The following is a 13562-nucleotide window of genomic DNA, read 5'->3' on the forward strand; positions in this document are numbered from 1 at the left end:
CACCATGGCCACCAAGCAAAAAATCCGCATCCGCCTGAAGGCGTTCGACTACAAGCTGATCGACCAGTCGGCAGCCGAAATCGTTGATACCGCCAAGCGCACCGGCGCGATCGTCAAGGGTCCCGTGCCCTTGCCGACCCGCATGAAGCGTTTCGACATCCTGCGTTCGCCGCACGTCAACAAGACCTCGCGCGACCAGCTCGAGATCCGCACGCACCAGCGCCTGATGGACATCGTCGACCCGACCGACAAGACCGTGGACGCGCTGATGAAGCTCGACCTGCCGGCCGGCGTGGACGTCGAGATCAAGCTGCAGTAAACCGGCCTCGCGCTGCGTTTCCTGAAAAGCCCGCTTGCAGAAATGCAAGCGGGCTTTTTTCATTTGTCTCCCAACTATGGCATCCTCGCGCACCGGGACTCTTCTGGCCAACAGTGCCGGGGCTGAAACGAGGGCAGTACACGCTATGAGCTACAGGAACTCTTCTGCATGGATCGCGGCGTGTGTCGCGATGGCGCTGCTGGCCGGCTGCGGTGGCGGAGGCGGAGGCGGGGGAGGTGGCGGCGGCCTGGCCGGCTTCCCGCTGCCGGTGGCGGGTCCGGTGATCCTGAGCGGTACGGCCACCTATGAATCCGTGCCGAATCCGAACGGCACGCTGGTCTATGCCAGTTCGGCCCCCAGGCCCGTGCGAGGGGCCAGTGTGGAAGTGCTCAATGCGGCAACGTCCGCGCAACTGGCCACGGCCACCACCGACGACAACGGTGCCTACGCGGTGTCCGTGCCCGCGAACACGATGGTCGCGGTGCGGGTCAAGGCCCAGCTGGTTCGAAGTGGCCCGGGCGCAAACTGGGATGTGACGGTGCGCGACAACACGCGCTCCGGCGGCCTCTACACCATGCAGAGTCCCACCTTCTCGTCGGGCGTGGTCGCCTCGGTGCGCGACCTCCACGCACCTTCGGGCTGGGGTGGCTCGAGCTACACCGGGGACCGGGTGGCGGCGCCGTTCGCCGTACTCGATACGGTCTACACCGCGATGCAGAAAGTGGTGTCGGTTGCGCCTGCAACGGCGTTTCCGGCATTGCGCGTGTTCTGGAGTCCCAACAATGCGCCCTCCCCTGGCAGTGTGGCGGCGGGGCAGATCGGCACCACCTTCTTCGTCGACAGAGGCAGCAACGGCCGAGAAATCTACGTGCTGGGCAAGGAAGATGTCGATACCGATGAATACGACACCTCAGTGATTGCCCATGAATGGGGGCACTACTACCAGTCCGCCTTCAGCCGCGACGACTCGATGGGCGGGGACCACAGCCAGAGCCAGCGTACCGATCGCCGGCTCGCCTTCTCGGAAGGCTGGGGCAATGCCTGGTCGGGCATTGCGTTGGGGCGCCGGAACTATGTCGATTCGGGCGGCGCGCAGCAGGCGTCCGCTCGGGAGAGCATCAACATCGACCTTTCCGCCGGCGCGGCAACCGTGGCGGGCTGGTACCGCGAGACCTCGATCCAGTCGATTTTCTGGAACCTCAACCAGCAGGTCGGCTTCAAGCCGATCCACGACACGCTGACCGGCTTCCAGTTCAGGAGCGGCGCGGCCGTCACCTCGATCCACCCTTTCTCGGCGGCCTTCAACGCGACCGCTCCAGGCAGCGCTCCGGCCCTGGCTGCCCTGCTCGGCGGGCAGAGCATCAATGCGGCGGACAATGATCCGTTTGGCGGCGCCGAAACCAACGACGGTGGAATTTCTGTCGCCATCCCGATGTACAAGATGGCGACCGTGGGCGGCGGCGTGACCCAGACCTGCGTCTCGAACGACGCCGGCACGGGCAACAAGCTCGGCAACTTCTCCTATGTACGCTTCAATGCGCCTGCCAACCGCAGCTACCAGATTGCCGTGAATGGCGGTCCGGCGGGATCCAACCCCGATTTCGAGATCTTCAGGGGCGGCCTGATCGCCCGCACCGGCAATACGGTCAGCCTCTCGGCTGGCGAGTACGTTCTGGCAGTGACGGACCTCAGCAGTCTCGACGCATGCTTCAACGTCTCCATTCAGTAGCAAGAAAGGCCGCCATGAACATCCGATCGAATTCGATGATGGCCCTCGCGTGCCTCGCAATGGCAACGCTGTCGGCGCCGGCCGCGGCAGACGGCGAGCCTGCGTCGCGCAACGCCGGGCATCCGGCGTCGCCACGCCATGCCGCCCCGATGACCGCGGCGCCGCAAAAGCCCGGCGGCGCCGGCGTCAAGCTCGAATATCGGCTCGATGGCGCACCGAAACTGGGCCAGGCCACGCCTGTGGTGCTGCAATTCGAGGGCGTGACGGAGGCCGAGGGTGCCACGGTCCGCCTGAGCGCCGACAAGGGGCTGGCCCTTCAGGGAAGCAGCACGCTCGTGCTGCCGGCCGGCAAGCGGACCACGGCCACCGTCCTCGTGGTGAGCGAGACCGAGGGGCTGGCCTACCTCAATGTGTTCATCAAGCAGGGCGGTGCCTCGAGCGTGGTTTCGGTCCCCATCCAGACCGGCACGGCGGCGCCAACCCTGAAGTCCAGCGGCGAAATGAAGACCACGCCAGGTGGCGACAGCATCATCACGATGCCTGTCAAATAGGCCGGAAGCCTGTAAAACCAGGGGGCGGGGCGCCCTTCGGGCCGCTTCGCAATGCAGCTTGCACTGCGCCCGCCTCGCGGGCTATAATCGCTGGCTCTGCCCTTCGTGCGTCCATTTGGGCGCCGTGAGAGCCGAGATTTATCAACCTTCTTCCGCTGTTCGGGGAAACCCGGCAAACGCTGTCGCCAATTGAAGTGGCAGCGGCGAAGGAAGCTTCCATTTTTGGAGAAAACAAATGAGTCTGAGCAACTCCCTCGGGTTGCTGGGCCGCAAGGTGGGGATGATGCGTCTCTTCACCGATGACGGGGACGCAGTTCCTGTCACGGTGGTGGATGTGTCCAACAACCGTGTGACCCAGATCAAGTCGCAAGAGACCGACGGCTACGTCGCACTGCAAGTGACGTTCGGTTCGCGCAAGGCATCGCGCGTGACCAAGCCGCAAGCCGGCCACCTCGCCAAGGCGGGTGTCGAAGCTGGTGAAATCATCCGCGAATTCCGCGTGACCGCCGATACCGCTGGCCAGCACAAGCCGGGCGCCGTGATCGCCGCGAGCAGCGTGTTCTCGGTGGGCCAGAAGGTCGACGTGCAAGGCACTTCGATCGGCAAGGGCTACGCCGGCACCATCAAGCGCCACAACATGAGCTCGCAACGCGCGTCGCATGGCAACAGCCGTTCGCACAACGTTCCCGGCTCGATCGGCATGGCACAAGACCCCGGTCGCGTGTTCCCCGGCAAGCGCATGACGGGCCACCTCGGCGACGTCACCAAGACCACGCAGAACCTCGATGTCTTCCGCATCGACGAAGCGCGTCAACTGTTGCTCATCAAGGGCGCGATCCCGGGTTCGAAGGGTGGCTTCGTCACCGTGCGTCCCGCCATCAAGGCCAAGCCGCAAGCGGCTGAAGGAGCGAAGTAATGCAACTCGAACTCCTGAACGAACAGGGCCAGGCCGCGTCGAAGTACGACGCCCCCGAGACCGTGTTCGGCCGTGACTACAACGAAGACCTGGTCCACCAGATCGTCGTTGCGTTCCAGGCCAACGCCCGCCAAGGCACGCGCGCCCAGAAGGACCGCGAGCAGGTCAAGCACTCGACCAAGAAGCCTTTCAAGCAAAAGGGAACGGGCCGCGCCCGTGCCGGTATGACGTCCTCGCCGCTGTGGCGCGGGGGTGGCCGGATCTTCCCGAACATGCCTGACGAAAACTTCTCGCAGAAGATCAACAAGAAGATGTACCGCGCCGGCATGGCCGCCATCTTCTCGCAGCTCGCTCGCGAAGGCCGTCTGGCCGTGGTGGATTCGCTGACCGTGGATTCGCCCAAGACGAAGCCGCTGGCAGCCCGTTTCAAGGCGATGAATCTCGAGTCCGTGCTCGTGATCGCCGAAGAAGTCGACGAAAACCTGTACCTTGCCTCGCGCAATCTGGTCAACATTCTCGTGGTCGAACCCCGCTACGCCGATCCGGTGTCGCTGGTCCACTACAAGAAGGTGCTGGTCACCAAGGGTGCCGTCGACAAGCTCAAGGAGATGTTCGCATGAGCCGCGTGAACCCTACCGCCGCTGAACGTACGTTCGAAGAAGGCCGCCTGATGGCGGTGCTGGTCGCCCCGATCGTGTCCGAAAAGGCCACGATGGTCGGCGAGAAGTCGAACGCTGTCACTTTCAAGGTGCTGCAAGACGCCACCAAGCCCGAGATCAAGGCCGCTGTCGAACTGATGTTCAAGGTCGAAGTCCAGGGCGTGTCGGTGCTCAACACCAAGGGCAAGACCAAGCGCTTTGGCAAGTCCATCGGCCGCCGCGACAACGTTCGCAAGGCCTATGTGACGCTGAAGCCCGGTCAAGAGCTCAACCTCGTCGGGGAAGGCGCTTAATCATGGCCGTCATCAAGATGAAACCCACTTCGCCGGGCCAACGTGGCGCGGTGAAGATCTCGCGGGACCACCTGTTCAAGGGTGCTCCTCACGCGCCTCTGCTGGAACCCCAGTTCCAGAAGGCCGGCCGCAACAACAACGGCCACATCACGATCCGTCATCGTGGCGGCGGTGCCAAGCACCACTACCGCGTTGTCGACTTCGTGCGCAACAAGGACGGCATCCCGGCCAAGGTCGAACGCATCGAGTACGACCCGAACCGCACCGCCCACATTGCCCTGGTCTGCTACGCCGACGGCGAGCGCCGCTACATCATCGCCCCGCGCGGTCTTGAGGCTGGTGCAACGCTGCTGAGCGGTTCGGAAGCCCCGATCCGCGCCGGCAACACGCTGCCGATCCGCAACATTCCGGTCGGCTCGACGATCCACTGCATCGAACTGCAACCCGGCAAGGGCGCGCAGATCGCGCGTTCGGCCGGCACGTCGGCCACGCTGCTGGCTCGCGAAGGCGTCTACGCCCAGGTCCGCATGCGTTCGGGTGAGGTGCGCCGCATCCACATCGAATGCCGCGCCACCATCGGCGAAGTCGCTAACGAAGAGCACAGCCTGCGCCAACTCGGCAAGGCCGGTGTGAAGCGCCACATGGGTATTCGCCCGACCGTTCGCGGCGTGGTGATGAACCCGGTCGACCACCCGCACGGTGGTGGCGAAGGCAAGACCGGCGAAGGCCGCCATCCTGTCGACCCGTGGGGCAACCTGACCAAGGGCTACCGTACCCGTAACAACAAGCGCACGCAGGTCTTCATCGTGTCGCGCCGCAAGAAGTAAGGGATAGCAAATGACTCGCTCTCTCAAAAAGGGTCCGTTTGTTGACCATCACCTCGTGGCCAAGGCCGACAAGGCCGTGACGACGAAGGACAAGAAGCCGATCAAGACCTGGTCGCGCCGCTCGATGGTTCTGCCCGAGTTCATCGGCCTGACCATTGCCGTGCACAACGGCAAGCAGCACGTGCCTGTCTACATCACCGACCAGATGGTCGGCCACAAGCTCGGCGAATTTGCGCTCACGCGCACGTTCAAGGGGCACCCCGCGGACAAGAAAGTCCAGAAGAAGTAAGGAACGACCATGTCTGAAACACGTGCAGTCCTCCGCGGTGTCCGCCTCTCGGTCGACAAGGGCCGTCTGGTCGCTGACCTGATCCGCGGCAAGAAGGTTGATCAAGCGCTCAACGTTCTGCAATTCACGCAGAAGAAGGCCGCTGTGATCATCAAGAAGGTGCTCGAGTCGGCAATTGCCAACGCCGAGCACAACGATGGCGCCGATATCGACGAACTGAAGGTCAAGACCATCTACGTCGAACAGGGCGCAACGCTCAAGCGCTTCACCGCGCGAGCCAAGGGTCGCGGTAACCGCATCAGCAAGCCCACGTGCCATGTGTACGTGACGGTTGGCAACTAAGAACGCCTGGAAGAAATATGGGACAGAAAATCCATCCGACCGGCTTCCGCCTTGCGGTTACCCGTAACTGGTCCAGCCGCTGGTACGCAAGCGACCGCGATTTCGCGGGCATGCTGGCCGAAGACATCAAGGTCCGCGAATACCTCAAGAAGAAGCTGAAGAACGCTTCGGTGTCGCGCGTCATGATCGAGCGTCCCGCCAAGAACGCGCGCATCACGATCTACTCGGCTCGTCCGGGCGTCGTGATCGGCAAGAAGGGCGAAGACATCGAGAACCTCAAGCGCGAACTGGGCAAGCAGCTCGGCGTGCCGGTGGCAGTGAACATCGAAGAAGTGCGCAAGCCCGAAATCGATGCCCAGCTGATCGCCGACAGCATCACGCAGCAGCTCGAAAAGCGGATCATGTTCCGCCGCGCCATGAAGCGCGCCATGCAGAACGCCATGCGTCTGGGTGCCCAGGGCATCAAGATCATGTCGGCTGGCCGCCTGAACGGCATCGAAATTGCCCGTACCGAGTGGTATCGCGAAGGCCGCGTGCCCCTCCACACGCTGCGCGCCGACATCGACTACGGCACCTCGGAAGCCAAGACCACCTACGGCGTCATCGGCGTCAAGGTCTGGGTCTACAAGGGCGACACGCTGGGCCGCAACGACCTGCCGGCCGTCGAAACGCCGCGTCCGGACGACGAGCGTCGTCCGCGTGGTCCGCGCCGCGATGGCCGCCCGGGTGGCGACCGTCCGGGTTCGGACCGCCGTGGTCCCGGCCCGCGCGCCGGTGCCCGTGGCCCGATCGGTGGCAACACCGCCCCTGCCGACGGCAGCGACAAGCCCGCAGAAGCCACTGGCGCAGCCCCCGCTGCTCCGGGTGCAGACTCGAAACCCGCCGTTAAGCGCGTCCGCAAAGCCGCGCCAGCTGCAGCAGCTGACGGTGCCAAGACCGAGTGATCGGTCTTAGAACTACGGAGTATTAAAAATGCTGCAACCTGCACGCAGAAAGTTCCGCAAGGAACAAAAGGGCCGCAACACCGGCGTCGCAACCCGGGGCAACTCGGTTGCCTTCGGTGACTTCGGTCTCAAATGCACCGACCGCGGCCGCCTCACGGCGCGCCAGATCGAAGCCGCTCGCCGCGCGATTTCGCGTCACGTGAAGCGTGGTGGCCGTATCTGGATCCGCGTGTTCCCGGACAAGCCGATCTCTACCAAGCCCGCCGAAGTGCGGATGGGTAACGGTAAGGGCAACCCCGAGTACTACGTCGCTGAAATCCAGCCTGGCAAGATCGTGTTCGAGATCGTCGGCGTGCCCGAAGAACTCGCCCGCGAAGCGTTCCGCCTGGCCGCCGCCAAGCTTCCGCTGCGTACGACCTTCGTCGCTCGCCAGCTCGGCGCCTGAGAGGAGAACATCCATGGCAACACGTAAGAAAAAAGAAACCGCGGCTCCGGCCAAGGTGACCAAGGCTGCAACCCTGCGCACGAAGGACGTCGCAGGCCTGCAAGCCGAGATCAAGGACCTGCAGAAGGCCCATTTCGGCCTGCGCATGCAGAAAGCCACGCAACAGCTGTCGAACACCTCGACGCTGCGCGTGACGCGCCGCGACATCGCGCGCGCCAAGACCATTCTTGCTCAGAAGCAGCAAGAAACCCAAGCCGCCAAGTAAGGAGTGAACATGACGGAAGCTAAAAAATCCCTCAAGCGCACCTTGATCGGCAAGGTGGTCAGCGACAAGCGTGCCAAGACCGTGACCGTGCTGGTCGAGCGCCGTGTGAAGCACGAGCTCTACGGCAAGATCGTGGCCAAGACGAGCAAGTACCACGCCCATGACGAAAAGGGCGAGTACAAGCTGGGCGACACCATCGAGATCACGGAAAGCCGTCCGATCTCGAAGACCAAGAACTGGGTCGTGACCCGCCTGGTCGAGAAGGCCGTGCTGGTCTGATCACCGGCTGATCGACCTCTCGGGAAGCCTCTCGAAGGCAACCCATCCGGAAACGGCCCACAATGTGGGCCGTTTTTCTTTTTCAGGAGCACTCAGATGATCAAAGTCGGCGACACCCTTCCTTCGGCAACCCTGCAGGAATATTCGGAGGTCGAAGGCGAAGGCTGCAGCATTGGCCCGAACCCGGTGGACGTGGGCAAGGCCACGGCCGGCAAGACCATTGCGCTGTTCGCGCTGCCGGGCGCCTTCACGCCCACCTGCTCGGCCAAGCATGTGCCCGGCTATGTGCAGCACTACGACGACTTCAAGGCCGCCGGCGTGGACGAGATCTGGTGCGTGAGCGTGAACGACGCCTTCGTGATGGGCGCCTGGGCGCGCGACCAGAAGACCGGCACCAAGGTGCGCATGCTGGCCGACGGCAGCGCCGATTTCGCCAAGGCCACCGGCCTCACGCTCGACCTGACCGGCCGCGGCATGGGCCTGCGCAGCAACCGCTATTCGATGCTCGTGAAGGACGGCAAGGTGGCCACGCTGAATGTCGAGGCGCCGGGCAAGTTCGAGGTCAGCAATGCCGAGACGCTGCTGGCCCAGGCCCGCGGCTGACGGCCGAGCTGACTAAAGATCCACCTTGAGGTAGTGCGCGCCCGCGATCGGGTTGTGATAGTAGGGCGGCACTTCCTCGAAACCCAGGTCTTCGTAGAGCGCGCGGGCCGATTCCATCTCGTCCAGCGTGTCGAGCAGCACGCAGGCATAGCCCGCGCCGCGCGCGGCGTCGAGGACGGCTTCGGCGAGTTGCCGCCCGACGCCCAGCCCGCGAAAGCCGGGCCGTACGAACAGGCGCTTCATCTCCGCGGCATTGGCGTAGTCGGTGTTGTCGAGCGGGCGCAGCGCGCAGCAGCCAGCCACGTGCGCCAGCGTGCCGTTGGCGCGCAGGAGGGTCGGCGCGCGTTGCCCGGCTTCCTCCTTGATATGGGCGGCATCGACCAGCGCGAGCAGCAGGGCGCCGCGCGGCTCGGCGTAGTCGCCTGGCAGCGTGGCGACCTCTTCCTCGAAGTTCTGGAAGCACAGGTCGATGCCCAGCGAGGCGGCGTAGTCGCGGAAGATCGCGCGTGCCGCATCGATTTCGGCAGGTTCCTCCGGCGTCAGGAGCACGACGGCTGGGGTGTCGGCCAGCGGCAGGGGGCGTGAAACCGAAAAGCTCATACGCGCAACGATGAGATCCAGTACGCCACGCCCGCGCATGCTGCGAACAGCACCAGTGCGAGCCCGCGCGAGGCGGCGTCGTCGCGGCTCGGCGCCACCTGGCTGCGGACGGGCGTGATCAGCTTGTCGCCCGAGACCATGGGCCGCACCAGGCGATGCCGCTTGACCAGTACGTAGAAGAGCACCGCCAGCACGTGCAGGCTCACCAGGGCGATCACGATCGTCTTGCCCGGCCCCTCGTGCCAGCCCGTTGCACGGCTCACCACGTCGCCGGGGACGAAGCGCGTGAGCGGCCCCGCCGCGGCAATCTCGTCGTCGGCCATCAACCCCGTGCCGACCTGTACCGCGAGCACCGCGAGCACGGCGAAAACCGAGAGGGCGCCCAATGGCGTGTGGCCGATCACATGATCGGGATGGGCCCGCCCGCGCAGGTACGCGATGACCGAACCCGGACCATAGAAGAACGAGGCAAAACGCGACCAGTGTCCGCCCACGAAACCCCAGAGCAACCGAAACAGCAGCAGGGCGAGCACTGTGTAGCCCAGGCGGAAGTGCCACTCCATGACGCCGCCGAGGCCAGTGGCGATCAGGCCGATCACGGCAACGCTCAATGTCCAGTGGAAAACGCGCGTCGGCAGATCCCAGATGCGCTTTCGGACGGGGGTGTCGGACGCTGCGGCCTGCACGGCGGCCACGGGGGAGTCGGTCATCGAAGAGGGGAGGTGCGCAAAAGACTGCGGAACGCGCAGATTAGCAAAGTCCGGGCCGCTGCATGCTTCGGGTTGTTGCTATGCGCACCTGGAATGCTGCCCCTACACTCGGCGCGGCGCTGCTCTCGACGGTGCCGAACCCACAAACAAGGACCCCCGATGATTCGACTTGCTTCGTTCGCACTGGCCGCTGCCTGCGCCGCGATTTCCCTGCCGGCCGCCGCCCAGTTCGCCAAGCCCGAGGACGCCATCAAGTACCGCCAGAGCGCGCTGTTCGTGATGGGACAGCATTTCAGCCGTGTCGGCGCCATGGCCAATGGACGCATTCCCTACGATGCGGCTGCCGCCTCCGCCAATGCCGAGATCGTGGCTGAAATGGCCAAGTTGCCCTGGACCGCCTTTGGGGCCGGAACCGAGGGCGGCAAGGGCAAGCCCGAGGTCTGGAAGGAAGCTGCGAAGTTCAAGGAACACCAGGACAAGATGGTTGCCGAGACCGGCAAGCTGGTGATCGCGGCCAAGGCCGGCACCATCGAGGCGCTCAAGGCCCAGTTCAGCGCCACCGCCGCGAGCTGCAAGGCTTGCCACGACAGCTTCCGCAACCAGTAGGCGAGCTGCGGAAACACAAAAGGCGCTCCCGGAGGGAGCGCCTTTCTTGAATCCAGCGGCGGATCAAGCCTCGGCGAGCAGTTTTTCGATCAGCTTGTGAAGCTCGGCGAAATCGGGCTCGCCCACATAGCGCTTCACGATCTCGCCCTTCTTGTTGACCAGGTAGGTGGTGGGCGTGAGCTTCACGTCGCCCCAGGCCTGGGCCACGCTGCCGGTGTTGTCGATCGCCACCTTGAACGGCAGCTTGCGGGTCTCGGCAAAGTTGACGACGTAGCTGGGCGGGTCGTAGCTCATGGCCACGGCCAGCGTGTCGTAGCCCTTGGACTTGTACTTGTCGTAGGTGGCAATGACCTTGGGCATTTCAGCCACACAGGTCACGCAGCTCGTGGCCCAGAAATTCACCAGGGTGACTTTGCCCTTCAGGTCGTTGGTGCTTTTCTTGCTGCCGTCGAGCAGCACGAAGGTCGAGGCCGGTGCCGCGGTGGCGCCGGAGCCGAGATACACCCCCACGCCAGTGGCCAATGCAAGGGCAACTGCGGCGACGGTGATGTACTTTTTCATGGCAGCGGATGGAGGAAGGCCGGGCAATTTTAGTTCCGCCGGCCGGATCGTGCTGGCACCCGGCCGGCCGGCTCGATAATCGTTCCCCGATGCCATCGCCCGTTTCCCGTTTCCGGCCCGCGATTGCCGCAGCCGCCGCGTTCGCGCTTGCCGCCTGCAGCCCCACCTTCAACTGGCGCGAGGTGCCGGTTGCCGACGACGGCCTCGTCGTCCTCCTGCCCTGCAAGCCGGACCGCGCCCATCGTGCCTTGCCGCTGGGCGTCGAGTCGGTGCAGGTCGACATGGCGGGCTGCGAGACCGGCGGTGCGACCTTTGCCGTGGCCCATGCATCCGCCGAGAGCCCGGCGCAGGCCGAGGCCTGGCTCAGGGCGTGGCGTGCCGCCACCCGCAGCCAGCTGGGCGAGGCGCAGGTGACCGAAGCCCCCGCGGCGCTGAAACGCGCGACCGCCGCGCCCGCGCCGGTGCGGCTCGATGCCCAGCCGCCGCGCCAGGGCGCCGCGCCGGTCCAGGTGCTCTGGTTCGCCCAGTCGAAGAAGAACGGCGGTGTCTCGCTCTACCAGGCGACCGTGCTCGGCCGCCCTTCTGCGCCCGAGGCGGTGAACACCTTCTTCGAGGGCCTGCGTCTTCCATGAGCGGCGGCCTGCTTGCCGGACGGCGGCAAATCGCCACCGTCTTCCTGGCCTTTGCCTTCGCCTATTTCCTCTCGACGCTGGTGCGCGCCATCACGGCCACGCTGTCGCCCGCGCTCACCGCCGAATTCGGACTCGAATCGCGCGACCTCGGTTTGCTCGCGGGCGGCTATTTCCTGGGTTTCGCGTTCACCCAGCTGCCCATGGGCACCTGGCTCGACCGCCATGGGCCCAAGCGCGTGATCGTCTGCTTCCTGTCTGCCGCAGTGGCCGGCTGCCTGCTGTTTTCGGTGGCCACGCATTTCTGGCTGCTGCTCGCGGCGCGCGTGCTGACCGGCGTCGGCGTGAGCGCCTGCCTGATGGCGCCGCTCACCGGCTATCGGCGCTGGCTGACGCCGCCCATGCAGCTGCGCAGCAACTCGTGGATGCTGATGGTGGGCTCCTTCGGCCTGGTCGGCGCGACCTTGCCTGTGCAGTGGCTCATGCCCTACCTCGGCTGGCGACCGCTGTTCTGGCTGCTGGCGGCGGGTGTGCTGGTGTCGATGGCGCTGATCGCATGGGCTGCACCGGCATGGCACGACGAAACCGCCGCGAAGGAGAAAAATCAGGACGAGGGCAGCTACGCGGCCGTATGGCGCGATCCCTTCTTCCGCAAGCTCGCGCCGATCGGTTTCTTCAACTACGGCGGCTTCGTCGCGATGCAGACGCTCTGGGTCGTGCCATGGCTCACGCGCGTGGCGGGCTACACGCCCCAGGAGGCTGCCGGCGCGCTGTTCTGGATCAGCATCGCACTGCTCGCCACCTATGGGCTCTGGGGCATGGTCAACCCGCGGCTCGCGCACCGCGGTATCCCCGCCGCCCGGCTGCTGGCGTGGGGCATGCCGCTCGGGATGCTCGCGCTTGCTCTCGTTTTGATAGCTGGTCCCGCGGCGGGGACGGTGGCGTGGATGGTCTTCCTGTGCGTCTCCACCGTCGTCACGCTGGCCCAGCCCGCCGTCGCCCTGGCCTTGCCGACAGCGCTCGCGGGCCGCGCGCTGTCGGCCTACAACCTGATGGTCTTTGCAGGCGTATTTGTCGTGCAGTGGGGCATCGGCCTGCTGATCGACCTGTTCGCCAGCGCCGGGCTCGATCCAGTGGCCGCGTTCCGCGCGGCCCTGTCCTTTTTCCTGGCCTGCTGCGTTATGTCGTATGTCTACTTCCTTTGGGCGCCCCCGCATAATCGGTGCGTAGTCCCCCGACCCGCATGAACAGCATCCTCATCATCGCCCACTCACCGTTCGCGCAGGCGCTGCGGCGGTGCGCGCTGCATGTGTTCCCCGATTGCGAACAGGCCATCGTCGCACTCGACGTGCTGCCCAACGTGTCGCCCGAAGAAACGCTGGCGGCCGCCCGCATCACGCTCGCGCAGCAGCTCAATGCGCCGCGCTCGCAGGTGCTGGTGCTGGCCGACGTGTTCGGCGCAACACCTTGCAACGTGGCCCAGAAGCTGGTGGACGGCGTCCGCTCGCGGCTGGTGGCGGGCGTCAACCTGCCGATGCTGCTGCGCGCGGTGACCTACCGCCACGAGCCGCTCGAGACGCTGGTGCAGCGCGCCATCGCGGGCGGCACCGCGGGTGTCATGCAGGTGGCGGTGGCTGCACCCCAGAACCAGGCGAAGAGAAAGCACAGTGATCAAGAAATCCGTGACCATCAGCAATAAGCTGGGCCTCCATGCGCGCGCATCGGCCAAGCTCACCAAGATCGCAGGCAGCTTTCCTTGCGAGGTGTGGCTCTCGCGCGGCGACCGCCGCATCAATGCCAAGAGCATCATGGGCGTCATGATGCTGGCCGCCGGGCTCGGCTCGACCGTCGAGCTCGAGACCAACGGCCAGCAGGAAGAAGAGGCGATGGACGCCCTCGTCCAACTCATGAACGACAAGTTCGGCGAAGGCGAATGAAGGTGGCCCCCACGCTCCGCACTGCGTGTCGTCGCTGCCCCCCGAGGGGGCTCGGCCG

22 protein-coding genes are annotated in these 13562 nt (G+C 65.1%); 19 read left to right on the top strand and 3 right to left on the bottom strand.

All coding sequences use genetic code 11. The features are described from left to right. Positions 1-4: 4 nt before the first annotated feature. The 14 genes from rpsJ to FB547_RS03275 all read left to right on the top strand — a co-directional run bounded on the left by rpsJ (position 5) and on the right by FB547_RS03275 (position 8461). A complete protein-coding gene (gene rpsJ / locus FB547_RS03210) occupies positions 5-319 on the top strand; it encodes a 30S ribosomal protein S10 (protein ID WP_007838118.1) in 315 nt (104 codons plus the stop codon). Positions 320-464: 145 nt separating this feature from the next. Beyond that, positions 465-2048 carry a hypothetical protein gene (locus FB547_RS03215; protein ID WP_145739592.1) on the top strand — a complete coding sequence of 528 codons (1584 nt, stop codon included), beginning with the start codon at positions 465-467 and terminating at the stop codon, positions 2046-2048. A gap of 14 nt (positions 2049-2062) precedes the next feature. Further along, entirely contained in the window at positions 2063-2599 is a 537-nt protein-coding gene (locus tag FB547_RS03220; RefSeq protein ID WP_145739594.1) for a hypothetical protein, read from the top strand. Positions 2600-2834: 235 nt separating this feature from the next. After that, entirely contained in the window at positions 2835-3515 is a 681-nt protein-coding gene (gene rplC, locus FB547_RS03225) for a 50S ribosomal protein L3 (RefSeq protein ID WP_145739596.1), read from the top strand. Continuing rightward, positions 3515-4135 (top strand): 50S ribosomal protein L4, encoded by a 621-nt coding sequence (gene rplD, locus FB547_RS03230; RefSeq protein WP_013543942.1) that lies wholly within the window; start codon positions 3515-3517, stop codon positions 4133-4135. The genes rplC and rplD overlap by 1 nt, the downstream gene beginning before the upstream one ends. Then, positions 4132-4467 carry a 50S ribosomal protein L23 gene (gene rplW / locus FB547_RS03235; RefSeq protein ID WP_007838129.1) on the top strand — a complete coding sequence of 112 codons (336 nt, stop codon included), beginning with the start codon at positions 4132-4134 and terminating at the stop codon, positions 4465-4467. The genes rplD and rplW overlap by 4 nt, the downstream gene beginning before the upstream one ends. A 2-nt stretch (positions 4468-4469) precedes the next feature. Then, positions 4470-5294: a 50S ribosomal protein L2 gene (rplB, locus tag FB547_RS03240; protein WP_015867666.1), complete on the top strand. Its 825-nt coding sequence runs from the start codon at positions 4470-4472 to the stop codon at positions 5292-5294. Positions 5295-5304: 10 nt separating this feature from the next. Continuing rightward, entirely contained in the window at positions 5305-5583 is a 279-nt protein-coding gene (gene rpsS / locus FB547_RS03245; protein ID WP_007838132.1) for a 30S ribosomal protein S19, read from the top strand. Positions 5584-5592: 9 nt separating this feature from the next. Continuing rightward, positions 5593-5925 (top strand): 50S ribosomal protein L22, encoded by a 333-nt coding sequence (gene rplV, locus FB547_RS03250; protein WP_007838134.1) that lies wholly within the window; start codon positions 5593-5595, stop codon positions 5923-5925. Positions 5926-5942: 17 nt separating this feature from the next. Continuing rightward, positions 5943-6869, top strand: coding sequence for a 30S ribosomal protein S3 (gene rpsC, locus FB547_RS03255; RefSeq protein ID WP_015867665.1), 927 nt, complete (start codon positions 5943-5945; stop codon positions 6867-6869). 28 nt (positions 6870-6897) lie between these two features. After that, positions 6898-7314, top strand: coding sequence for a 50S ribosomal protein L16 (gene rplP / locus FB547_RS03260; RefSeq protein ID WP_015867664.1), 417 nt, complete (start codon positions 6898-6900; stop codon positions 7312-7314). Positions 7315-7369: 55 nt separating this feature from the next. Beyond that, a complete protein-coding gene (rpmC, locus tag FB547_RS03265) occupies positions 7370-7579 on the top strand; it encodes a 50S ribosomal protein L29 (protein ID WP_026284221.1) in 210 nt (69 codons plus the stop codon). 9 nt (positions 7580-7588) lie between these two features. Further along, on the top strand, positions 7589-7858 hold the full coding sequence (rpsQ, locus tag FB547_RS03270; RefSeq protein ID WP_015867662.1) for a 30S ribosomal protein S17: 270 nt from the start codon (positions 7589-7591) through the stop codon (positions 7856-7858). 96 nt (positions 7859-7954) lie between these two features. Further along, positions 7955-8461 carry a peroxiredoxin gene (locus FB547_RS03275; RefSeq protein ID WP_145739598.1) on the top strand — a complete coding sequence of 169 codons (507 nt, stop codon included), beginning with the start codon at positions 7955-7957 and terminating at the stop codon, positions 8459-8461. A 12-nt stretch (positions 8462-8473) separates the two neighbouring features. On the opposite strand, the gene FB547_RS03280 is transcribed toward FB547_RS03275, so the two are convergent. Both FB547_RS03280 and FB547_RS03285 read right to left on the bottom strand, forming a co-directional pair. Beyond that, positions 8474-9061 (bottom strand): GNAT family N-acetyltransferase, encoded by a 588-nt coding sequence (locus tag FB547_RS03280; protein WP_145739599.1) that lies wholly within the window; start codon positions 9059-9061, stop codon positions 8474-8476. Further along, positions 9058-9771 carry a cytochrome b/b6 domain-containing protein gene (locus tag FB547_RS03285; RefSeq protein ID WP_145739601.1) on the bottom strand — a complete coding sequence of 238 codons (714 nt, stop codon included), beginning with the start codon at positions 9769-9771 and terminating at the stop codon, positions 9058-9060. The genes FB547_RS03280 and FB547_RS03285 overlap by 4 nt, the downstream gene beginning before the upstream one ends. Before the next feature lie 159 nt (positions 9772-9930). Here FB547_RS03285 and FB547_RS03290 point away from each other — a divergent pair, with 159 nt between their 5' ends. After that, a complete protein-coding gene (locus FB547_RS03290; RefSeq protein ID WP_145739603.1) occupies positions 9931-10377 on the top strand; it encodes a c-type cytochrome in 447 nt (148 codons plus the stop codon). Positions 10378-10440: 63 nt separating this feature from the next. On the opposite strand, the gene FB547_RS03295 is transcribed toward FB547_RS03290, so the two are convergent. Beyond that, positions 10441-10938 (bottom strand): TlpA disulfide reductase family protein, encoded by a 498-nt coding sequence (locus FB547_RS03295; RefSeq protein ID WP_145739605.1) that lies wholly within the window; start codon positions 10936-10938, stop codon positions 10441-10443. An 89-nt stretch (positions 10939-11027) separates the two neighbouring features. Between FB547_RS03295 and FB547_RS03300 the strand changes: the two genes are divergently transcribed. The 4 genes from FB547_RS03300 to FB547_RS03315 are packed head-to-tail and all read left to right on the top strand — an operon-like array spanning position 11028 to position 13504. Further along, a complete protein-coding gene (locus FB547_RS03300) occupies positions 11028-11570 on the top strand; it encodes a hypothetical protein (RefSeq protein WP_145739607.1) in 543 nt (180 codons plus the stop codon). Then, positions 11567-12814 carry an MFS transporter gene (locus FB547_RS03305; RefSeq protein WP_145739609.1) on the top strand — a complete coding sequence of 416 codons (1248 nt, stop codon included), beginning with the start codon at positions 11567-11569 and terminating at the stop codon, positions 12812-12814. Before FB547_RS03300 ends, FB547_RS03305 begins: the two co-directional genes overlap by 4 nt. After that, positions 12811-13266, top strand: a complete 456-nt coding sequence (locus FB547_RS03310) for a PTS sugar transporter subunit IIA (RefSeq protein WP_124958947.1) — start codon at positions 12811-12813, stop codon at positions 13264-13266. The genes FB547_RS03305 and FB547_RS03310 overlap by 4 nt, the downstream gene beginning before the upstream one ends. After that, positions 13235-13504, top strand: a complete 270-nt coding sequence (locus FB547_RS03315; protein ID WP_124958946.1) for an HPr family phosphocarrier protein — start codon at positions 13235-13237, stop codon at positions 13502-13504. Before FB547_RS03310 ends, FB547_RS03315 begins: the two co-directional genes overlap by 32 nt. The last annotated feature ends 58 nt before the right edge of the window (positions 13505-13562 follow it).

Source organism: Variovorax beijingensis, assembly GCF_007828835.1.
Lineage (GTDB): Bacteria > Pseudomonadota > Gammaproteobacteria > Burkholderiales > Burkholderiaceae_C > Variovorax > Variovorax beijingensis_A.